Origin of the sequence: Candidatus Palauibacter sp., from assembly GCF_965216145.1 — a bacterium.
GTDB lineage: Bacteria > Gemmatimonadota > Gemmatimonadetes > Palauibacterales > Palauibacteraceae > Palauibacter.
Window position 1 is genome coordinate 1,423,465 of the sequence record NZ_OZ244149.1, and the last position, 22,131, is coordinate 1,445,595.

The 22,131-nt window shown below is 68.1% G+C and carries 16 protein-coding genes; 10 read left to right on the top strand and 6 right to left on the bottom strand.

Annotated features, from left to right (window positions below; genetic code table 11):
• Positions 1-123 precede the first annotated feature (123 nt).
• Positions 124-2,406 (top strand): hypothetical protein, encoded by a 2,283-nt coding sequence (locus tag ACOOHF_RS06240; RefSeq protein WP_419934147.1) that lies wholly within the window; start codon positions 124-126, stop codon positions 2,404-2,406.
• Positions 2,407-2,413: 7 nt separating this feature from the next.
• Entirely contained in the window at positions 2,414-3,418 is a 1,005-nt protein-coding gene (locus tag ACOOHF_RS06245; RefSeq protein WP_420463828.1) for an N-acetylmuramoyl-L-alanine amidase-like domain-containing protein, read from the top strand.
• On the opposite strand, the gene ACOOHF_RS06250 is transcribed toward ACOOHF_RS06245, so the two are convergent.
• Together ACOOHF_RS06250 and ACOOHF_RS06255 are read right to left on the bottom strand one after the other, a co-directional pair.
• Positions 3,415-6,621: a carboxypeptidase regulatory-like domain-containing protein gene (locus ACOOHF_RS06250; protein ID WP_420463829.1), complete on the bottom strand. Its 3,207-nt coding sequence runs from the start codon at positions 6,619-6,621 to the stop codon at positions 3,415-3,417. The genes ACOOHF_RS06245 and ACOOHF_RS06250 overlap by 4 nt on opposite strands.
• 178 nt (positions 6,622-6,799) lie before the next feature.
• Positions 6,800-8,392 (bottom strand): amidase, encoded by a 1,593-nt coding sequence (locus ACOOHF_RS06255; protein WP_420463830.1) that lies wholly within the window; start codon positions 8,390-8,392, stop codon positions 6,800-6,802.
• 95 nt (positions 8,393-8,487) lie between these two features.
• On the opposite strand from ACOOHF_RS06255, the gene ACOOHF_RS06260 reads away from it, so the two are divergent.
• Together ACOOHF_RS06260 and ACOOHF_RS06265 are read left to right on the top strand one after the other, a co-directional pair.
• Complete coding sequence (locus ACOOHF_RS06260; RefSeq protein ID WP_420463831.1) at positions 8,488-9,684, top strand: sulfite oxidase; 1,197 nt, start codon at positions 8,488-8,490, stop codon at positions 9,682-9,684.
• Positions 9,685-9,693: 9 nt separating this feature from the next.
• Entirely contained in the window at positions 9,694-10,077 is a 384-nt protein-coding gene (locus ACOOHF_RS06265; RefSeq protein ID WP_419934152.1) for a DUF2784 domain-containing protein, read from the top strand.
• Between the two features lie 21 nt (positions 10,078-10,098).
• Here ACOOHF_RS06265 and ACOOHF_RS06270 read toward each other — a convergent pair whose 3' ends face one another.
• The 4 genes from ACOOHF_RS06270 to ACOOHF_RS06285 all read right to left on the bottom strand — a co-directional run bounded on the left by ACOOHF_RS06270 (position 10,099) and on the right by ACOOHF_RS06285 (position 14,206).
• Positions 10,099-11,256, bottom strand: coding sequence for a sulfite oxidase (locus ACOOHF_RS06270; protein WP_420463832.1), 1,158 nt, complete (start codon positions 11,254-11,256; stop codon positions 10,099-10,101).
• Between the two features lie 160 nt (positions 11,257-11,416).
• Positions 11,417-12,859, bottom strand: a complete 1,443-nt coding sequence (locus tag ACOOHF_RS06275) for an amidohydrolase family protein (protein ID WP_420463833.1) — start codon at positions 12,857-12,859, stop codon at positions 11,417-11,419.
• Between the two features lie 20 nt (positions 12,860-12,879).
• Positions 12,880-14,031 (bottom strand): helix-turn-helix domain-containing protein, encoded by a 1,152-nt coding sequence (locus ACOOHF_RS06280; protein ID WP_420464342.1) that lies wholly within the window; start codon positions 14,029-14,031, stop codon positions 12,880-12,882.
• Entirely contained in the window at positions 13,964-14,206 is a 243-nt protein-coding gene (locus ACOOHF_RS06285; protein WP_420464420.1) for a killer suppression protein, read from the bottom strand. Before ACOOHF_RS06285 ends, ACOOHF_RS06280 begins: the two co-directional genes overlap by 68 nt.
• A gap of 396 nt (positions 14,207-14,602) precedes the next feature.
• On the opposite strand from ACOOHF_RS06285, the gene ACOOHF_RS06290 reads away from it, so the two are divergent.
• From ACOOHF_RS06290 to ACOOHF_RS06315, 6 genes are all read left to right on the top strand, one after another.
• Entirely contained in the window at positions 14,603-15,745 is a 1,143-nt protein-coding gene (locus tag ACOOHF_RS06290; protein ID WP_420463834.1) for an MFS transporter, read from the top strand.
• Between the two features lie 49 nt (positions 15,746-15,794).
• On the top strand, positions 15,795-17,555 hold the full coding sequence (locus ACOOHF_RS06295; protein WP_420463835.1) for an amidohydrolase: 1,761 nt from the start codon (positions 15,795-15,797) through the stop codon (positions 17,553-17,555).
• Positions 17,556-17,562: 7 nt separating this feature from the next.
• Positions 17,563-18,051, top strand: coding sequence for an 8-oxo-dGTP diphosphatase (locus ACOOHF_RS06300; protein ID WP_420463836.1), 489 nt, complete (start codon positions 17,563-17,565; stop codon positions 18,049-18,051).
• A 16-nt stretch (positions 18,052-18,067) separates the two neighbouring features.
• A complete protein-coding gene (locus ACOOHF_RS06305; protein ID WP_420463837.1) occupies positions 18,068-20,380 on the top strand; it encodes a transferrin receptor-like dimerization domain-containing protein in 2,313 nt (770 codons plus the stop codon).
• Positions 20,381-20,444: 64 nt separating this feature from the next.
• Positions 20,445-21,374, top strand: coding sequence for a DNA-methyltransferase (locus tag ACOOHF_RS06310; protein WP_420463838.1), 930 nt, complete (start codon positions 20,445-20,447; stop codon positions 21,372-21,374).
• Positions 21,371-22,081 carry a hypothetical protein gene (locus tag ACOOHF_RS06315; protein WP_420463839.1) on the top strand — a complete coding sequence of 237 codons (711 nt, stop codon included), beginning with the start codon at positions 21,371-21,373 and terminating at the stop codon, positions 22,079-22,081. The genes ACOOHF_RS06310 and ACOOHF_RS06315 overlap by 4 nt, the downstream gene beginning before the upstream one ends.
• Positions 22,082-22,131 lie beyond the last annotated feature (50 nt).

The following is a 22,131-nucleotide window of genomic DNA, read 5'->3' on the forward strand; positions in this document are numbered from 1 at the left end:
GGCGGCGCCCCCGGCGACGGCGACCGGCGCCGGTCAACCCATTGCCTTGGAGGCAATGCCCCGGGACTGTAGTCGGTCCAAGCGAAGTGTCTGCGAGTCAATGTCTTGCGAAGGTGAGATCCCATGCCCGAGAAGCTCGATCTTGGCGACCTGAGTGCCCACCTCGCCGACCATGCGGCGCGGCGGTTGGGGGACTCCGAGTTGCCCAACCCCACCCTCCTCACGCGGTCGGTAGAGAGGGAACTGCCGGTCGTGAACGACGACCTCACATGCACGGTCGGGGGCGACGTCACGATCGACGTCTTCAACGCGCCCGGGGATGAGGATCCCGCCGGACTGTTTGGAGAGGCCCCGGCGGAAGATGCGGAACCGAAGGGCCTCGAGATCCGAACGCCGGTCCTGTTCGCGGCGGACTCGGCCTGGCTGGCCTATCGCACGACCGCCCGGGTCATGGCGAAGGGAGGACTGAAGGCCGCGAAGTTCGGATTTGCGGCGGCGGCGGACGGCGAGGTCTCCGTTCTCTTCCACGACTATCGGCGTCACCACGCGGAGGACTTCGTCGTCCCGTCGGTCGCCCGCGATCTGGCCACGGCCCGATTCGTGGTTTCCGCGGCGGACGTCCGCTCGCTCGCGCCCGGGGAGGCGCTCGCGCTCGAGGTGAACGGAACCCTGGGCGCCGCCGTGAGCCTGAAGTGGTCGGACGTGTTCACCACACACATCGGCGCCCTCGGCGGGCTCCTCGCGTCCGGAGAGGATCTCGGCGTCAAGGTCGGCGCCAGCCTCCGGGCGAGCTTCAAGGTCAAGATCGACGACCACTTCCTCGTCGTCTTCTCCCGGCAGAGGGAGGGGGAGATCGACGTCCAGGTCAGGAAGTCCGACCGGGACGTGCTCACCCTGCGCGCGGCGGCCCGCGTCAACGTGCGCTTCGCCGACAAGTCGCAGATCGAAGAGGCGCTCGGGGCCGCGATCGAGGCGCTTCTCGGCGAGCCCCTGGAGCAGGTGAGGACGATCCTCGCGAAACCGAGGGTGGCGGACCTCGATCCCCGTGAGCGCGCCCTCGCGGACCGGCTCGTCGACCGGCTGCGGATGGAAGGGAAGCGTCTGCGGCTGGCCGCCCTCCGGAAGCGGATCGAGAAGCTGGAGTTGGACGCCGAAGCCGTGATCACGCGCATCGCGGAGGTGGAGGCGCAGTTCGCGGTCGACTTCCTCTACAGCCGTACGCGCACCGACGAAGCGCTTATGGAGTTCACCCTCGACGAGGCCCGGGTCGGAGACGGTTTCGGGGCGCTGCACGGCGCGGTGCTCAGGGGCGACTTCGAGCGGGTTGTCGAAGACGGGGCCGCCGCGTCGACGAGCGGCGTGACGCTGCACCGGTTCCTGCGCAAGACCACGGTGAAGACGACGAAGTCTTGGGGTGTGTCGCTGAGTCTCGGCGATCTCTTCGCAATGGGCGGGGAGGCGCGCACGTACATGCGGGAGACGATGCGAAGGGACCGCCGCCTCGACCGGAGCCGCTTCAGCTTCACCGCCATCGAGGACTACGCCGGCAAGTGGGGCCGTGACCGCTGCAAGTGGAAGACGACGCTCACCGCCACTTCCCGTGACTGGACCCCGGGCGCGGCGCCGACCGCCGACGGGTTCAACTACACGCTGCACCTCCTCATGGAGTACGGGGAACGTCGGCTCTCGGCCCGGGACGCGGGGCGGTTCGTGGATCTCGGCGTCCTTTGGGGCAGCGTGACCCCGGGCGGCGCGCGGGCCGCCCGGGAACGCCTCGAACGCGTGGGAAGGGAGCAGAGAGACGTGGAGGTGTCGTTCCACCTCCGGTTCAGAAAGGCCACCTTCCCCACCCTCCTGGAGCTGCTCACCGGGGCCGACGCGCGGGCGCTCGGCATGGCGCTGGGCCGGGCGGTTCCGTGGCTCGCCGACGAGCCGGGACGGGAGACGCCTCTCCTCCGACAGCTGTTGTACGGGGACCTGTGGCGGCAGTATCTGGAGGATCCGTCGCTTACGCCGCGAGAACTGGCGTCCGCCGCGTCCGCGTCGGCCCGGGCGGCCGGTCACGCGGGGCTGGCCGGCTTTGAGCGCCGGATGCGACACTGGTGGACGGTGGGGGATCTGGCGAGGAAGAACGGCGAGACCCGGGCACGATGGGCGGATCTGGCGCGGGGCGCCGGGCGTCTGCGCGAGGCGATCGCGGACGGCGGACCCTACACGGAAGTCGCGTCGGCCGCCCGCTTGATGCGTCGGGGGTGGGAGCACGGCTTCCATGTCAGGGCGCTCGGGGTCTACCTGACGGAGGTGTTTCGCGCGCACCCCCATCTGTGGGGGTCGGTGAGCCGCGCCCTGCGGGTCGAATACAGGGAAGGGGAGGAACGGGTGGTGCTCAACCTCAGTTCAACGTGAATTCGAGATGAAATGGCGCGGCGTTCTCACGCTGGTGAAGGTCACCCTCTGCATCGTGGTGACCGTGGTCGCCATCGCGGCCCTCGCATCGTGGCAGGCACAGCCCCCGACCTCGACCGTGGTTGACGAGACGGCCGAAGTCGGATCGGGGTCGGGCGGGGGAGGCTCGGCGTCCACGTCGCCCGGCCCGGCGGTCTGGACACCGGAGGACTGGGCGGTGTTCGAGGAGAAGATCCGCTTCGCCGCCGAACGCGGGCTCGCCGACATGGAGTTGGGCGAGGCCATCGTCCAGCTGGCCGAGTCGTTCGTCGGCACGACGTACACGCCGGGCACGCTCGAGGAGCCGGGACGGGAGCGGCTCGTCATCAACTTCCGCGAGCTGGACTGCGTGACGCTCGTCGAGAACGTCCTCGCCCTTACGCGCTTCGTCCGGGAAGACGGAGCGGAGGCCCTCGCGGATCCCGTCGCGGCGCGGGCCCGGTACGAGGCCCACCTGACGGATCTTCGGTATCGTGGCGGCACGCTCGACGGATATCCGAGCCGCCTCCACTACTTCTCGGAATGGCTGACGGACAATGCCTCGAAGGGCCTGCTGCGCGTCGTCACCGGCGAGCTGGATCCCGCGGCCGATCCGGAGCCGGTGCGCTTCATGTCCGAGCACCCCGAGGCGTATCGGCAGCTGGCCGATGCCGGCGTGCGCGAAGCCATCGCCGCCATGGAGGGGAGGCTCGACGAGGGGCCGGATCGGCTGTACGTGCCGCAGGACCGGATCGCTGAGGTGGCGGGCCGCATCCGGGACGGCGACGTGATCGCGGCCACCTCGACCGTCGCCGGGCTGGACGTCGCCCACACCGGATTCGCCGTGTGGCGCGACGGGGCGCTCCACCTCCTCCATGCCCCCCTGGTCGGGCGCTCCGTGGAGATCTCGGAGCAGCCCCTCGCCGAACGGATCCTCTCCATCGGCTCCCAGGACGGCATCATGGTCGCGCGCCCCGCCGAGCCCCCCGGCTAGTTGATCGTGTAGGTCATCCCGGCCTTGATCCGCCTCCCCTTCGGATCGTGCGTGAGGCCGTCGTACGAACCCTCCTGATTGACCAGCGGCGGCGCCGTCCCCAGCAGGTTGAAGCCCGTCACGAAGGCGTCGATGCTGTCGGTCAGCTTCATCATCACGGTGGCGTCGAACGTCCCGAACGAGTCGATGACCCGGTGGTCCGGGTCAACCGAGTCCGGATCGTCATAGGACGAGATGTAGTGGAGGTTGCCGATCACCGAGTAGCGCTCCTGGTGGTAACCGACCGAGGCTGACCACTTCCACTTCGGCAGCGGCCAGGCGATCGGATTGAAGCGGTTCAGCTTCCCCGCCCCCTGCGCCGCCGACTGCAGTTCCACGCCGTTGAAGTCGAGAGCATCGATGTTGTACGTGCGGGTATGCGTGCCGTCCAGGCCGAGCGAGAGCTCGCCCGCCCCGAGCGTGCGACGCGTCGCCACGCTCCAGTCGAAGCCCGAAGTCTGCATGCCCGGCCAGTTGGTCAGGTTGATTCGGATACGCTCGATCAGGGCCGAGTTACAGGTCCCGGTCCCCCAGCCATCCGGACACTTCACCAGTTCCTTGATCGCGTCGCGGCTGGCGCCCCCCTCGTGGTAGAGCCGCGTGATGCTCGCGTGGGGGATCACATTGATCACGTCCCTGAAGTCGTAGCTCCAGAAGTCGAACGTGGCCTGCGTGCGGCTCGGATAGTGGAAGAGGATGAGCCCCACGTTGCCTGTCAGCGCCGTCTCCGGATCGAGATCCTCGCTGCCGAACGTGTCCACCGCCTTGTAGACATCCACTTCCTGCACGTACTCGAGCGCGGTGATCTGGTCGGTATTCAAGTCGTCCACCGATGGAACCCGGAACGTGGACTGCAGCGACCCGCGCAGCGCCAACTGGTGGTTGTCGGACTCGGACAGGTTCACCCGCGCGGCGACCTTCGGGTTGAAGCTGCTCGCGATATCGTGGAACTCGTAGTTGGCGGCGAACTGTACATCGAGCCAATCGCCGAGATTGATCGGGATCTCGCCGTAGAAGCGGTGGACCGTCTGCGCGTCATCATAGGGGGAATACCCCGTCGTGAACGTGAACGGCCCCGCCTGCTCGAGGCAGGACCGGTCCCCCGGCACCTGGCAGGGGTTGATGGCCTGGTTGCCCGCGTCGTTGGGCGTTCCCGTCACGTCGAAGCGGCGAAACTGGTATCCCAGTGCGTAGCCGAGTGCGTCCGCGATGGCGCTGCCGCTGAAGGTGGCCTCGGCCACGAACAGATCGGCCGTGTTGAAGAGGTCCACTTCCTCGTTGATCCAGCCCAGCAACTCGGGGGAGTTGGCCGCGCCGGCCACGTAGCCGGGGTTGTTGGCGTTGGTGTAGCTCGTCCCCGGCTGCTCGGCGCGCTGGATCGCGTTGCTGAACGGGTTGTAGAACATGCAGTCGCCCTGCCCGGCCACGGCTCCCCCGGTCGAGCCGAGCGACATGCCGGCCGCCGAGGTGGGATCCACGACCACGCCCACGCCGCAGTCCGGGCCGCCGAACCCGCGGTAGGCCAGGTACTTCCGGTAGGCGTACTCGGCCGGCTGGTTCACGTTGCCGCTGGCACGGGAGTAGCTGGCCGAGATGTCCAGGTGGCCCTCGCCGCCGCCGAAGCTCTCGAAGTGGCGGTCCAGCGAGGCTGCGATCCGCTGCGTGCGCGACGACCGCCGCAGCTCCCGGCCGGGGCCGCTGTTGCCGACCATGCGCCCGTAGAAGTACCAGTCGTCCTGGAGGCAGTCCGCCGCGGAGCCGAACCCGGCGGCAGCCGCGTTGGCCGCGCAGAGCGCCTGCCGTCCCGGGTTCTCGGGCACGACCGCCTGCAGGCCGTCATAGAGCGAGATGGGCGGGAACGAGGGCGTCGTCCTCCATTCGGGTATGGTGGCTTCGGCCCACAGTCCCTCCAGGTGCAGCGTCGTGCCGGTGCCCAGCTCGCTGTTCAGTTCGCCGAAGGCCCGGACGTGCGTCTGCTTCTCGATCAGGTTGTCGTACGGCTGGTAGCGGAACCGGCAGGTGACGCCCTCGTTCACCCCGCCGAAGTTCTCGCACTCGGGATCCACGAACAGACTCGGATCGTCCCCGAACTGCGAGTTGATGAGCGCGCTCACGAACTCGTCGGGAGTCTCGTTCCCGGTCAGGCTCGGCATGAGGAAGGCCCCCGGGTTTCCATAGTAGGACCATCCCCCGCCGCCGGGTCCCGGGTACGGCCGCAGCCCCCAGTCGCGCTCCTCCGGCATGAGGTCCTGGCGTGCCGCCCACTCCGCCGAGAGGACCACGTTCGTGGACGCCCCCAGACTGCCGCCCCAGATCGCGCCGGCGTTCGAGTCCCCGGCCCCGCTGAAGTAGTCGTGTGCCGCGGTGAACTCGAAGCCCTCGAAGTCCTGCCGCGTGACGAAGTTCGCCACGCCCGCCACGGCGTCGGAGCCGTAGATCGCCGAGGCCCCCTCCTTCAGCACCTCGATGCGGTCGAGTGCGATGCTCGGGAATGCGTTGACGTCCACGAAGCGGCCGCCGGGGAGCCGCGACGGCGTGTACACCTGCCGTCGCCCGTTCAGCAGGACAAGCGTTCGCGAAGCCCCCAGCCCCCGCAGGTTGACGCTGGCTACGGTCTCGGGGATCAGCGCCCCGCTGCGGTTGTACCAACTGTTGCGCTCCCCGAGAGTGCCGTGGTTGGCGCCAAGTCTCTTGAAGAAGTCCACGGTCTGCGGCGAACCCTGCTCCTGCATCGATTGCCGGCTCGCCACGTCCACCGCGTACGGGAGGCTGATGGGCGGGGCCGCGAAGTGAGTGCCCGTCACCACCGCGGTCAGCTCCTGCACCGTCGCCGTGCGTAGCGAGACGAGCTGGACATCGACCACGGTTCGGTCACCGGCCCCGACCACCGCGCCGCCGCGCGTTTCGATCGTGAAACCGGGGTAGACGAAGCGCAGCGAGTACGTGCCCGAGGGCAGCCCCGTCAGGCTGTAGATCCCCTGAGCGTTGGTCAGCGCCGTCCGCGACTCGTCGCCGAGAACAGGACTCGTCGCCGTCACGCTCACCGTCGGCAGGGCGAGTCCGTCTTCGCCGGTGACGGTCCCGCTGATGGCGCCGTCCTGCGCCAGAGCCGGCACGGGCCACGCCAGAGCGAGCACCGCAACAAGGCGTGTGCTGGCCATCATGTTGCTACCTCCTCGTGTACAAGTACCGTCAACACCGACACCCGACCTCGCAGAGGTCAGCGCCCCAAGCTGCCGCTTCGTCCTTGAATGGTTCTCGCACTGCTTCGTAAATAACCTCGACGGCGCCCGAGTTGCCACCGCTCCCCCCCCTTTATGGGAGGGGACAGATCTCGGGTGACTACCTACTGATCTCCGGGAAGCCGTCCGGGGGACGGCGGTGTCGCGTACCCTGCTCGAAGCCGTAAGCGAGGCGCAGGAGCAGACCTTCATCATAGGGACGCGCCAGAATCTGCAGGCCCGCCGGCAGCGTGCCGTACGTGTAACCCATCGGGACCGTGATGGCCGGCATGCCGGTCGCCGGGGCCACGCGCTGGCTGTTGTCCCCGCAGTAGTCCTCGTCACCCCGATCGATCGCGGCCGGCACGCAAAGCCAGGACGGGTAGATGGCAGCATCCAGGCGTTCGAGGTCCATCGCCCGCACGAGGTTGCCGAGGTACGCCTGTCGGCCCTCGTTCTCCGCGTAGTCCGGGCAGGGCTCGTCCCAACTCGATGGATGGACATCGAGAGGGGCGCCCTGGTTGCGCCGCAGCGATGCCTGCGCATGGTCGGAATAGCGCCCGTCCTCGAGCACCTCGAGGACATCGGCCATCGGCGCCCCCGGGCCCAGCGACTGCAGGTAGACCCACATGTCGTAGCGGAACCGGCGGCAGAACATCCCTTCGCGCTGCAACTCCGCCTCCACATCGAACTCGAACGGGTCGACGACTTCCGCCCCCAGTTGTCGCAGGTCGTCGATCGCCGTCTCGAAGAGCGCGAGGATCTCGTCGTCCGTCTCCGCGGGATCCACGAGAGCGCGCAAGACGCCGAGTCTCGCCCCGCGCAGCCCGTCCACCTCGAGGAAGGCGGCGTAGTCTTCCTCCACGCGATCGCGTCCGGCTTCGGTGTACGGGTCCGCGGGGTCGTAGCCGGCCACGACATCAAACACGCGCGCGACATCCTCCACCGTCCGGCCCATCGGACCGGCGATATCCCGGTCGAAGGAGAGCGGGATCACGCCGTCCCGGCTCGTGAGGCCGATCGTGGATCGGATCCCCACCAGGGCGAGGTGCGAGCTGGGCCCTCGAATGGAATTGCCGGTGTCGCTCCCCAGCCCGATGACGCCGAAGCCGGCGGCCACCCCGGAGGCCGTGCCGCCGCTGGAACCGGCGGGGACGCGGTCGAGGGCGTACGCGTTGCGGGTGGTGTCGAAGGACGAGCTGACGGATTGCCGCGGGCTGAACGCCCACTCGGCCATGTTGGTCTTGGCGACGACGATCGCGCCGGCCTCGCGGATCTTCCGTACCATGAAGGCGTCGTCCGGCGGAAGGTTGTCAGCGAGCGCGATCGAGCCACCGGTGGTGACCATGTCGTGCGTGTCGAAGTTGTCCTTGACCAGCATCGGGACGCAGAAGAGCGGTCCCGTCGCTACGCCGGCGGCCAGCGACGCGTCGAGCGCATCAGCTCGTTCCAGGGCGCGCGGGTTGAGCACGGTGATCGCGTTGATGAGATCTTCGTAGGCCGCGATCCGGGCGAGGTGCCGCTCCACGACCGCTCGGCAGGTCGTCGTCCCGTCGCGGATCGCCGCCTGCACTTCGGCGATCGTCGTCTCGACGACCTCGAAGGCCGGGCTGCTCTCCGGGCCGCACGAAACCCATCCCGCCCCCAGCGTGCCAAGCAGCAGCGCCGGGATCGAGTGTCGCTTCCGATGGACGCCGCCCGTTCTCCGCCGCACCCCAGTCGTCCCGGCTGCGTTGCTCCTCGGTCGCATACCCCCAAATATGCTCTCTGAGTGCGCCCTGCCAAGCGTTGAACCGCGAGACTTCGCCCATGAAGCCGAAAAGAGGGACCTTCCGCCTCACGCGTCGAGACTTCGTCCGCGCCGCCAGTGTGGGACCCGCCGCCGCCTGGCTCGCCGCCTGTGAAGGTGCGGGAGACGCGGCCTCGGCGGCGGCGGCCGGACGAGAGGTAGCCCCGGCGCCCCGTTGGGTGAAGGATCCCTCGCCCTTCGTGCAACGGGTCACGAATCTGGAGACGCGGCTCGAACTGATCGACGGCTTCCTCACGCCGAACGAACTCTTCTTCGTCCGCAACCACTCTCCCACGCTGAGGATCGACCCGGCCAGCTACTCGCTCCGGGTCGAAGGGGACGGCGCCGAGACCGAACTGCGCCTCGATCTGTCCACGCTGGAAGCCCTGCCGCAGCGTACGATCACCGCCTACCTCGAATGTGCCGGCAACTGGCGGGGTCTGTACCCGGAACTCACCGGCACCCGAGCCAGCGGCGGGCAGTGGTCCACGGGCGCGGTTGGATGCGCGGAGTGGTCGGGGCCCTCCCTGGCCACCGTCCTCGAACTGGCCGGCGTCCGACCCGAAGCCGTTGACGTGAACCTCGTGGGCCTGGACAGTTCCGGCTTCGAGCGCGCCATGCCGCTCGCCAAGGCTCTGGATCCGGACACCTTGATCGCGCTTCGCATGAACGGGGAGCCGCTCCCCGCCGACCACGGGTTTCCGGCCCGGTCGGTCGTGCCCGGATGGTCGGGTTCCAACAGCATCAAGTGGCTGGGCCGGATCCAGGTCTCCACCGAGCGCGTATGGAACCGCAACAACACGAGTTCCTACGTCCTCATCGGCAACGAGTGGCCGGCCGAGAACTACGCGCCGGCGCAGGGGAAGGTGATCAACGAGCTGGTGGTCAAGAGCGCGCTGGCTCTCCCGCGTCCCGCGCGGCTGGCGCCGGGTTCCCACGCCATCCACGGTTTCGCGCACGCCCCGGACGGTCCCGTGGCGGCGGTCGAATGGAGCCCCGATGGCGGCGCGACCTGGCTGGAGGCCACGATCGTCGAGCCGATCCTCCCCCTGGCCTGGCAGCGTTTCGAGTTCGACTGGGAGGCGAGGGCGGGATCGCACACTCTGGTGACGCGCGCCACCGACGCGGCCGGAAATACGCAGCCGGCCGAGCCCCTTATGAACGAGAAGGGCTACCTGCTGAACGTCCCGCTTCCGCACCTCGTCCAGGTGGAGTAGCTCCGCGTCGTGGGGTGGCGGCTGCTCGCGGACATCGTCCTCGTCACACACCTCCTCTTCATCGCCTTTGTCGTCGCCGGCGGGTTCGCGGCGGTCCGGTGGCCCAGACTCGCGTGGGTCCACATCCCCTGCTTCGTGTGGGGGGCGCTGATCGAGTTCGCGGGCTGGATCTGCCCGCTCACGCCGCTCGAGAACAACCTTCGGGTCGCGAGCGGTCAGGCCGGCTACTCCGGCGGGTTCATCGAGCGCTATCTGCTGCCGATCATCTATCCCGGCGCGCTGAACCGGGAGATTCAGATCTGGCTCGGGCTCGCCGTGCTGGCGTTGAACCTGGCCGCCTACGGTTGGCTGATCCGGCGGATCAGCGCGAAGGGCGTCAGCTTCCGCCACTAGCAGCCCCGCCGCTCCACCGGCTCAGTCGATGAGGACGGCCCGGCTCAGCTGCCCGTTGCTCTCCCAGTACGTCCTCTTGTTCACGAGCATCGGGTCGTCCGCCGCCGGCTGGACGTTCCCGTCTGCGTCGATCGCCCTCGAGACGATCGTGTGCTCGCCCGGCGTCGCGTCCCAGTCCGCGCGCCAGAACGTCCACGTGTCAGGGTCGCCCTGGCCCTCGCCCAGCGTCGCCGCCCGCCACGCGCCGTCGTCGACGCGGACCTCCACGCGCACGATGTCGGCCCCCCACGCCGCGCCGTGGATGGCGTACGCATCGCCGTTCCGCGTCACCTTCGCCGGGACCGAGTTGATGTTGACGCGACCCACCGAGGTCTCCGTCCACACCGTGGCTCCGTCGCGCTCTTCCGCCCGCAGCGTGACGTAATCGCGGGCCATGAACTTGCCCATGAAACGCCGGTCGCGGAGTTCGATCCGCGTCAGCCATTTCACGTTCGCGATACCGTACCAGCCGGGCGCGATGACGCGCAGCGGGAACCCGTGCGCGTTCGGCAGCGGCTCGCCGTTGACCTCCCACGCGAGGATGATGCCGGGGTCCATCGCGTCCTCGAGCGACAGGCTGCGCGCGAAGTTCTGCGTCACGGTGTTGCCCCGGATCTCCTCCTCGCCCTCGTCGGCCCCGAAGAAGACGACCTCTATGCCCTCGTCCTGCACGCCCGCGTCGGAAAGGACATCCGCGAGCCGGGCCCCCGCCCAGCGCGCGTTGTGCACGCCGCCGATGAAGGAGGGACGGCCACGGTTCCCGGAGCACTCGAGCGTGAACACGACCTCCTGACGGGGTCGCTCCCGAAGTTGGGCCAGGCTGAACGTGCGGGGCCGGTCGACGAGCCCCCCGATCTCGAGGCTCCAGTCGCTCTCCGCGATCACAGGCGACCCGTAGTGCCCCACGTGAAACATCTGACTGACGGGCGTGATCCAGGAATCCAGCTCTTCCCAGTTCAGGATGTTCATCCGCTCGGTCAGCCCCGGGTGCGGGCGCTGGACCCACGGGATCACGGCCTCCTGCTCGAACCCGGAGAGCCAGCCCCGGAAGATGTCCGTTGGCAGGATCGCGAGCCCCGCGGCCGCGGCGCCTCCCTGAATCAGCACTTGTCGTCGGGGAATCGGGTTTGGCTGGCTCATGATCTCAGACCTCGCGCGTGGGTGGAGCGGGCTCCTCCCGCAGCGGACCCCGGGGAGCCCGAGGCGGGAAACCGCTGCATCTGAGCGACGAGGCGGCGCCGGGCGCAAGGCCTGGCCTGTCCGGCGGTCAATTCGGGATGCGCGCCCGGGTCGGCCGCCGCTAGCGACCGGGCTTCCACGCCGACTCGTCGGAGGGGTCCGTCGGCCCGATCCTGCCCTCCACCATCGCGAAGAGGTCGGCGGGCGCGTGCATACGTCCCTGCGTGAAGACGAACCATGGATCGCGGGCGGCCCGCACATCTTCCAGAGGGTTCCCGCGCACGACGATGAGATCGGCGAGCTTGCCGACCTCGATGCTGCCGAGTTCGTCGCCCAGACCCATCGCGCGGGCGCCGTTCAGCGTCGCGATCCGGAACACGTCCGCGGGCGGGACCCCGGCACGGGCGAGCGCGAGCAACTCCCGGTGCACGGCGAACGGGGACCAGTAGCGTCCCCAACTCGGGTGATCCGTGCCAAGCGTGATCAGGTCCCGTCCGCCGCCGTCGTAGAAAGCCTTCAGCGTCCTGCGCTTGATCGGCGACATCCTGGCGAACGACTCGTTCACCGGACGCCGCGGCCGGGCCTCGACGACCTCGCGCATGTAGGGGGTGAGGAAACGCAGTTCGTCCGTCCAGTACTCCGTCATCTCGGGGTCGTGCGGCCCCCAGTAGCCGTAGATGGAGAGCGTGGCGTCGAAGTTGACGCCGCGGCTGACGTAGAGGTCGATGATGTCGCGGAGCGCGTCCCCCTCGAAGTCGTCGAACACCTCGAGCGAAGCGTAGGCCGTGCGGTCGGCGGGCATCATGTCGCCGCCCAGGAAGTGCTCGACCCGGTCGATGCCCATGTGGATCGCGTCCCGCGGGTTCACCGAGTTCCCGAAGCCGGAATCGAGGTGCGCGGTGACTGTGAGTCCGTGCCCGTGGGCCTGATCGATGAGCACGGACAGGTGCTCCGGCCGGATCCCCTTGGCCTTGAAGCCGGCCGCGCCCTGCGCCGCCCAGTGGTCCACCTCGCGGCGAAGCGAATCGGCGGTCATGGCGTCGTCGTCCCACCCCCGCCGCCACGGTCCGAAGTAGGGACCGGAGTTCAGGATCCGGGGGCCGGCCCGATCGCCCCGCTCGATGGCGAGCCGCAGGTCGCGCATGCGAACCGGGTCCATCTCGCCGGCCGGAAAGGTCGTCGTCACCCCGTTTGCGAGGAAGAGTTCGGGATAGGCGGCCGTCTCATCGATGCGGCCCTCTCCGAACAGGTCGACCGCGTAGTGCGCGTGCAGGTCGATCAGCCCCGGCAGGATCGTCATGTCGTCCTGAAGGGTGAAGTCCGTGAGGAACTCGGCCGTATCCGGCGGTGCGCCGATGGAAACGATCCGTCCGTCGCGGATCCCGATGCCGTCATTCTCCACGAGGGTGCCGGTCCGCACATCCAGCCAGCTCCCCCCCGTGATCAGGTAGGATCCGTCGCGTTCCGCGAGGGATTGGACAAAGTCCCAGCACCCCGTGACGGCCGGGACCATCGCGAGCACGAAAAAACCCCGGATTATCTGCGCACGCCCTGTTCGAAACATGCTTGGCCTCTTGTCGTCGGTCAGGTCTCGTTGGCCCACTTGAATCGGCGTTTGAGATCGTTGCAATGTGAGCGTGGCAACAGGCCGTCGTGCTGCAATCGCCCCACCACGATCCCGGGAGACACGCCACACTCACGGGCGAAGGTCTGGATCTTGGCTTTGCTGTATGGTCGCAGACGTCGCAACCGCTTGTACGCTCCCCTGGGGATTAGCGTATCGGCTGCCCAACGATTGGCTTCTTCTTCCTGCTCTCCCTCGTGTCTGTGTGCCTCCAGGAAAATCAGCTTCTTGCCATGGAGGAGGATGTGCGCGGCTTCGTGAAAGAACGTGAACCAGAGATGGTCGTCCGTGCGATACCGGGGGCTCAACTGGATTAGCGCCCTGTCCGGAGCAACCCACCGAGTGGCGCCGCTCGCGCGACAACCCTTGAACTCGGGAACGAATACGACGATGACACCGGCCCGCGCACAGGTAGTCACGAGCCTGTCCTGGAAGACTTCAGGTCCTTCCCGCGTGAGGGATCGTGCCTCGCGGAGCGCGGCCAGGAAAGCCGCTCGACGATATGGTTGGCTGGCCACCCGGCCGGCCTCAAGCAGGCCTTGCCGCAGCCAAACCGCCAGCGCGCCCTCGTCGACATCGAAGGCCATCGATTTTCTGAAAGCAACATTCTGAAGCGCAACGAGTTCCGACCACTGCTCCGGACTGGAGACGCCCAGGAACGCCAACAGTTCGCGAACGCGCTCGGGTTTGCTCTCCCCCCGTCGGAGCAGATTTCGCTTCACCATCTCCGAAATGGGGAATCTTGAGAGCCACGACACCTGCCGGGCCAACTCCTTCTCCTGTGCTCGGCGCGCAAGATACTGCCGATAATGTTGTTCCCGAGTATTCCAGAAAGCGGCCGGCACTCCCAACACCAGTTCGAGTTGCAGGGCGGTGTCAACCGTAATCGCCGCCTTACCGTTGACGATTTCGCTGACGGTCTTTTTTGGTCGTCCCATGCGGGTGGCCAACTCCGACTGCGTCAAGCCCCGTTCACTCAGTAGGTCCCTCAGGGTGTCACCGGGTGGCGACACCTCCTCGGGGGCATACTGATTCTGAACCGAATCACTCATGGGTATCCTCGACTCCGAGAATTCTGACGGCGACGACCCTGCCCCAGTCGAGGCCTCCATCGACTTTCCTCGGCACGGGCTCGTCTGCTGGCTCGAAGAGAAGGCGATACGGGTGATGAAGGTCAAGCGAGAGCACACCGGCCTTCTCCCCCTTGAGTTCGTGACAGCGACCGGGCAGTCCCCTCATCACTTCGAGGTTATCGGCCGCTCGGAGATCGTCGAGACGGCGCCGCACTCTGGCCGCTCCATCGGCCCCCCAGCCCCGGTTCCCGTGGCGAATCGAAGTGCACCGCTTCTCGAGCCGCTTCGTCTTGAAAACGATGTCCAATCGCTGGCAACCTCGGCACCATCCATGTCCACAAATACATTAACGTTTAAGGTTATCATAAATCCTACTTCACTATCCCCCGGGTGGCAAGGAGATCTTGGCGCTCAATCCGCCGGATCGCCCGAGCGGAGCCCTCGGCAGAGAAGCTCATCCATGACAGACTCGATCCTGTTACTGTGAGCGGTCGTCAAGCGGCTGTCATCGGAACCGGATCGGAGCCCTCCGCTGCACGAACCGAGCGCGGCACTCGCCACGCCCACGACCAGCCTCGCCCCGCGCTTCGCGTTGCGGCCGAAGGCGGTCGTGGCGCTGATTGTCGTCTCGCACATGTCGATCGACGCCTACACGGCGTTCCTCCCGCCGCTCCTGCCCCGGATCATGGACAGTCTCGGCCTCTCCATCACCTTGGCCGCGACGCTGCATACCGCGCTCTCGATCGCCACCGCGCTCCCGCAGCCGGCCTTCGGCTATCTCGCCGATCGGTTCGGGAGGCGCGCCTTCCTGGCCGCGGGTCCGATCGTGGGAGGCGTGTTCCTTTCCCTGATGGGCATGGCGCCCAGTTACCTCGTCCTGATCCTCCTCCTCATGGTGGGCGGACTGGGGTCGGCGGCCTTCCATCCGCCGGGCGCCTCGCTCGTGGCGCGCGCGGGGGATGGCCGGGGGAGCGGCGTGCGGATGTCGATCTTCTCCTTCGGGGGGGCGGCGGGCTTCGCGGCGGGGCCGATCAGCGCCGTCGCGATCGTCGGCCTGCTCGGCCTCTCGGGCCTCTGGATCGCGATGATCCCCGGCGTCCTGTTCGGGATCGCGCTCTGGTTCGGCGTGAAGGGCCGGACCCGCGTGGGTCCCGGTACCCCGCCCCCTCCGCCGATGGAGGTGATCCGGATGCTGAAGGGACCGCTCGGTCTCGTGTTCGGGATCTCGGTCGTCGGATCCTTCGCGCAGAAAGCGATCCTCACCTTCATCCCCATCATCGCCCACCGCGCGGGCGTGAGCGAGACGGCGGGCGCCGTGGTGCTCAGCGTCTATCTCGGCGCGCAGGGGCTGGGGACGCTGACCTCGGGCTTCCTCACGGACCGCCTCAACCGGCAGCACCTCCTGACCGCGGTCAGCGTGCTCGCCGTGCCTACGCACATCCTCGCCCTCACGCTGGCGCCCGCGAGCCCGGCGGCGATCGTCATGGCGGTGTGCGCGGGCTTCCTCAACATGGCGCTGCTGCCCCCGATCGTCGTGATGGCGCAGGAGATCCTCCCCTCGGGGACGGCGGCGAGTTCGGGCATCGTGATGGGGCTGGCGTGGGCCGTGGGCACGCTGGGCATTCCAGTGGTGGGTGGGTTCGCGGACGCCTTCGGGCCCGTCGTCGCGGCCGCCTGGGCGATGCCGCTCCTGGTGCTCGGTGCGTTTTTTGCAATGCAGCCATCGCTTCGCCCATACTGTCGAGCCCGCTGAGGGCTGAGGGATGATGGCAAGATGGATCGACGATGATGGACCGAAGACGATGAACCGACCCCTACCGTTCCTCGCCATTCTGGCGGGTGCCGTTGTGGCCGCCTGCGGAGGGTCGCCGCCCGCCGACCCGGCCGACCTCATCCTCGTGAACGGGCGCGTGATCACGCTCGACGCGGAGAGCCGCCTCGCGGAAGCCGTGGCCGTGCGGGGCGAGCAGATCGCGGCGGTCGGCTCCGCGGCCGAGATCGAGGCGCTGGCGGGCCCGGAGACGCGGCGCATCGACCTCGCCGGGCGCGCCGTCACGCCGGGCCTCATGGACGGGCACGTCCACTTCGCGAACGGGGGCGCGAACCGGCTGTACCGGCTCGATCTCAGCTACCCGAACGTCGAGAACATCGCCGACGTGCAGGGTATGGTGGCGGAGCAGGCCGGGCGGCTGGCCGAGGGCGAGTGGGTGCGGGGCGGCGGTTGGGACGAGGGGAAGCTGGAGGAACTGCGCTACATTTACGCCTCCGACCTCGACGCCGTGGCCGCGGGGCAGCCCGTCTGGCTGGCCCACACGATGGGCCACTACGGCGTGGCCAACTCGCTCGCGCTCGACCTGGCCGGCATCACGGCGGCCACCCCCGACCCGCCGGGGGGCACGATCGACCGCGACGAGGCCGGGCAGCCGACCGGCGTCCTCAAGGAGTCCGCCATGGGGCTCGTCACGCGGCTCATCCCCCGTCTCGGCCCCGAGGAGCAGCGCGAGGGCATCCGCGCGCTCGCGGACGAGTTCAACGCCGAATGCATGACCGGCGGCAAGGACCCCGGGATCGGGCGCGGCGCATGGGAGGCCTACAGCGACGTGCTTGCCGACGGCGACCTGACCGTCCGCATCTTCGCGCTCTGGCGGGGGCGAGGCGGGACGCTCGAGGAGGTTCGCGCCTACGCGGACAGCCTCGCGACCTTCACCCGCCCATACGAGTCGACGGGGGACGACCGCCTCATCCCCGGCGGCGTGAAGCTCTACATCGACGGCAGCGGCGGCGCCCGCACGGCCTGGCTGTACGAGGACTGGAACCGCGACCACACCGGGACAGACGCCGGCAACCGCGGCTACCCGACCATGGACCCCGAGGAGCTGCGCCAGCGTTTCCGGGTCTACCATGACGCGGGGCTGCACGTCTCCATCCACTCCATCGGCGACCGCGCGATCGACTGGACCGTCGACAGCTTCGTCGAGGCGCTCGAGGCCACCCCCACCCCCGGACTCCGCCACGGGATCATCCACTCCAACATCCCCACGGACCGCGCGCTCGACGCGATGGCCGAACTCCAGCGCGAGTGGGAGGCCGGCTATCCGGAGCCCTCCCCGACGTTCACGTGGTGGATCGGCGACACCTACGCCGGCAACTTCGGGCCCGAGCGAACCCTGCGCCTGAATCCGTTCCGCTCCTATCAGGATCGGGGCATGATCTGGGCCAGCGGCTCCGACTACTTCGTGACCCCGTACCCCGCGCGCTACGGGGTGTGGGCCTCCGTCGCCCGCCAGCCCCTGCTCGGCGTGTACGGCAGCGAACCCTACGGCACCGAGGAATCCGTGGACGTAGAAACGGCGCTGCGCTCGTTCACGACCTGGGTCGCCCACCAGATGTTCCTCGAGGACAAGCTCGGAATGATCGAAGTCGGCAACTACGCCGACCTCGCGGTCTGGGACCGCGACCCCCTCACGGTGCCGACGATCGAACTCCGTGACATGTCGTGCGAACTCACCCTCTTCAACGGCGAAGTGGTATTCGACCGCTCCCTGCGACCGGCCAACGATTAGCGGTTCCGTGATTCGGGACGACTGGCGGCCCGAGATCGACGCGACGCTCCTCTATGTGGTCCGCGGTGGCGAAATCCTCCTCATCCACAAGAAGCGGGGCATCGGCGCCGGCAAGCTGAACGGCGCCGGGGGGAAGGTGGATCCCGGCGAGAGCCCCCTCGAAGCGGCGGTGCGCGAGTTCGAGGAGGAACTTCGGGCGCATCCCGTAGCGCCGCGAAAGCTGGGCGAGGTGGCGTTCGACGTGGTGGACGGCGTATCGATCCTGATCCACGTCTTCCGTTCCGACGCGCTGGAAGGCGAGCCCTCGGAGACGGACGAGGCGGTCCCCGTTTGGGCGCCCGTTGACGAGATTCCGTACGATCGGATGTGGGCGGACGACCGCTACTGGCTGCCGCATCTGCTGGAGAACCGCGCGTTCGAGGCGTTCGCCCGTTTCGAGGGAGACAGACTCCTCGAGTGCGAGGTTCGGTGCCTCGACGGCGCCACCCAATGGTGAAACAGGAGAAGAACCCATGCCGACCCAGCTGCGGAGAATGATCTCCAACCGGATCGCGATGGTCGCCCTGGCCGCGTTCGCCGCGCTCTACACCGGTCCCCTCGGGGCCCAGGAACGGACGCTGCTCGGCTTCGGGCCCGAGTCCTCCGCCGCGCAGCTGGCCGCCGAGGCCCGGCTCGACGAGACCGTACGGGCGAGCAACCTCGAGAGCTGGATGGAGCGCATGACGCGCGAGCCGTTCTTCGTGGGCGCGCCCTACAACTACGAGAACGCGATGTGGGTCGCGGAGCAGTTCCGCGACTGGGGCTACGAGGTGGAGATCGCGGAGTACGAGGTCCTCTTCCCCAAGCCGCTCGTCCGTCATGTGGAGATGCTCGAGCCCGAGCCCTTCGTGGCTTCGCTCGAGGAGCCCGAGATCTCGGAGGACGCGACGTCAGGCGTGGCGGGCCGACTCCCGACCTACAACGCGTACTCGGCGGACGGCGACGTGACGGCGGAACTCGTGTACGTGAACCAGGGCATCCCGCGCGACTACGAGGAACTCGAGCGCATGGGGATCGACGTGGCCGGGAAGATCGTCATCGCCCGCTACGGCGGCTCGTGGCGCGGCATCAAGCCCAAGGTGGCGCATGAACACGGGGCCATAGCGACGATCCTGTACTCGGACCCGCGAGATGACGGCTTCTTCCAGGGGGACGCGTATCCCAAGGGTGCGTACCGGGCGGAGTTCGGGGTGCAGCGCGGCGCGGTGCAGGACATGCCGCTCTATCCGGGCGACCCGCTCACCCCCGGCGTGGGGGCGACGGCGGATGCCGAACGGATGACGCCGGAGGAATCGCCGACCGTGATGAAGATCCCCGTGCTCCCGATCTCGTGGGGCGATGCCCTGCCCCTGCTGCGGGCGCTCGAGGGTCCGGTGGCCCCGCCGTCGTGGCGAGGCGCGCTCCCGCTCACCTACCACGTCGGCCCCGGCCCCGCGATAGTCCGCGTCCATCTCGAGTTCGATTGGGGGCTCGAGACCGCGTACAACGTGATCGCGACGATGCCCGGCACCGACTTCCCGGACGAATGGGTGATCCGCGGCAATCACCGGGACGGCTGGGCCATGGGCGCGGCGGACCCCATCAGCGGGCATGTGGCGATGATGGAGGAGGCACGGGCCATCGGAGAACTGGCCCAGGCGGGGATGCGGCCCCGGCGGACGATCATCTACGGCTCGTGGGATGCCGAGGAGCCGGGCCTGCTGGGCTCGACGGAGTGGGTCGAACACCACGCCGACGAACTGCGGGCCAAGACCGTGGCCTACATCAACACCGACGGTAGCAGCCGGGGCTTCCTCGGCATGGGCGGGTCACACACGCTGCAGAGCTTCATCAACGATGTCGCCCGCTCGGTCACCGATCCGCAGACGGGCGTCTCCGTGTGGGAGCGGCTGCACGCTTCGCGCGCGGTGGGGGGCGGGCGCCGGGCGGACGATGCCTCGGACATCACGATCAGCCCGCTCGGGTCGGGCTCGGACTACACGCCCTTCCTGCAGCACCTCGGCATCGCGTCGCTGAATCTGGGGTTCGGGGGAGAGGGCGGCGGGGGCTCGTACCACTCGCAGTACGACTCGTTCGACCACTACACGCGCTTCGGCGACCCCGGCTTCCAGTACGGCGCGGCCCTGGCGAAGACGACCGCTCGGGTCACGCTGAGGCTGGCCAACGCGGACGTCATTCCGCTGAGGTTCTCACCCTTCGTGAACAACGTGAAGTCCTATCGCGACGAGGTGATTGCGCTCCTCGACGAGACGCGCGAGCAGACGGAGCGCCGTAATGCACTCGTGGCGTCGGATGCGTACACGCTCTCGGCCGACCCGACGAAGACATACGTGCCGCCCGAGGCGCAGGACGAGGTGCCGTTCCTGAATTTCGCCCCGGTGCAGAACGCGATCACCCGGTTGGAGGCGAGCGCGGCGGCCTATGACGCGGCCTACGACGCCATGAGGGCCGCGCACGCCGCAGCGGCCGCCGGTGGCGACGGCGGCGGCTCAGGCGACGACATGACCGAACATGGAAACGTACAGCAGCGCCTGAACGCAGCCCTCATCCAGACCGAGCGCCTCATGACGCACGAGGACGGCCTCCCGCGCCGCGGCTGGTTCCGGCACCAGATCTACGCGCCCGGCTTCTACACGGGCTACGGCGTGAAGACGCTCCCCGGAATCCGCGAAGCGATCGAGCAACGTGGGTGGGATGAGGCCTCCGAGCAGGTGGAGCGCCTGGCCGGTACCCTCACCCGCCTCGCCGACAAGATCGACGAAGCCGCCGCGCTGCTCCGCGGCTGACGAGACATTAGGTTGGATTGTCCCCCTGTGAAGAGGCAGGACGACGAAGGGTGAAAGGGCCGGCATGACGGTAGGCGTCAACGAGATTATGTCCGGAGCTGAATCCTCGATTCGCCTGAAGCGTCAGGCCAAGATCGAGGCGTGGCGGGACGGGGCCGCGCCGGACCGGACGATGCACACGCTGCATCTCGGCGACGCTCGCGACATGTCCGACATTCGGGAGCCGGTCCACCTCGTCGTCACGTCGCCGCCGTACTTCAACCTCGTCGACTACGACGGCGGTCGGGCGGACGACGGCCAGCTCGGCGGCATCAATGACTACGAGCCCTTCCTGGACGAACTGGACCGGGTGTGGCGGCGGTGCTACGACCTCCTGACTCCCGGCGGGCGGCTGTGCGTGGTCGTGGGAAGCGTCTGCATTTCACGCCGGGCCGGAGGTCGGCATCACGTTCTTCCGCTCCCGGCCGACATCTCGGTTCGAGCGCGTCGGATCGGGTTCGACTACCTCACGCCGATCCGCTGGTACAAGATCGCCAACATGGCGACCGAAGCGAAGGGGGTCGGGTTCCTGGGGAAGCCGTATGAACCCAACGCGATCGTGAAGAACGATGTCGAGACCATCCTGATGCTGCGAAAGCCCGGGAGCTATCGGAAGCCAACAGCGGCGCAGCGTGCGCTCAGCCTCATCGAACCGGACGACCACCAGCGCTGGTTCCGGTCGATCTGGGAGGACATCCGGGGTGAAGCCCGCAAACGAGGCCATCCGGCACCTTTCCCCGTGGAACTGGCCTCCCGCCTGGTCCAGATGTTCAGCTTCGTGGGGGATACCGTCCTTGATCCGTTCTGGGGGACGGGTACCACGACGGCCGCGGCCATGCTCACCGCACGTTCGAGCATCGGGTACGAGATCGAGCCGAGATATGTCGAGATCGGACGGGGGCGGCTGGGGCAGCTTGACGCCTTGCAAGTGCCGGCAGAGGTCATCTTCCCTTGAAGGCGCCCGAAGCGTTCGTCCGCCACCTGGCGGAGAACCACTACCATCCACGATCCAACGCCCACAGCAACGCCCTCTGCCTCGCGATCGTCGATGACCTGCTCGCGCATTGTCCGGCCATCGCGGAACGAGCCCGGGCGGGCGAGATCGTCGCCAAGCTGAATCACACGGTCAAGGTCAACTACCAGGATTGGAATATCGACTTGGCAGTGGGACCGCCGCCGGGAACACCCACCCCCCCGAGCAACGGGTCGATCACGTTCGAGACGCCGGCCACCATCGAGCTGGCCCTCGAAGCCAAGGCCATCATGACGGAGCATGGGAAGGCACGTCGCAATCGGCTGCGCGACCTGCAGGCGTTCCACGGCTACGCACATAGCTACAACGAGAAGACGATCGCCGTGGGAACCGTGGCCGTGAACGTGTCGCGCGTGTTCTGGTCGCCAACAAGATCAACGGACGACATCACCGAACACGACAACATCGACACCCTCGGCAAGTCGACCGTCGAACTCTTCCGGGGCCTTCCACTCCGTCACACTCCGGCCGAGGGCCCCGGATTCGAGGCCGGTGCCCCCCGCCCGGAGGACCCGAAGCTCGTCACGGGAACGCCCGCACCCCAGACGGGTGACCCCATGCACTACGCAACGATGATCCACCGGATCTGCGCAGCCTACGAAGCGCGCTGGCAGCGGAGAACACGCTGAACGATTCACTGGAGGCCCCTGCGTTCCGGGCTGGCCACATCCCGGCCGGC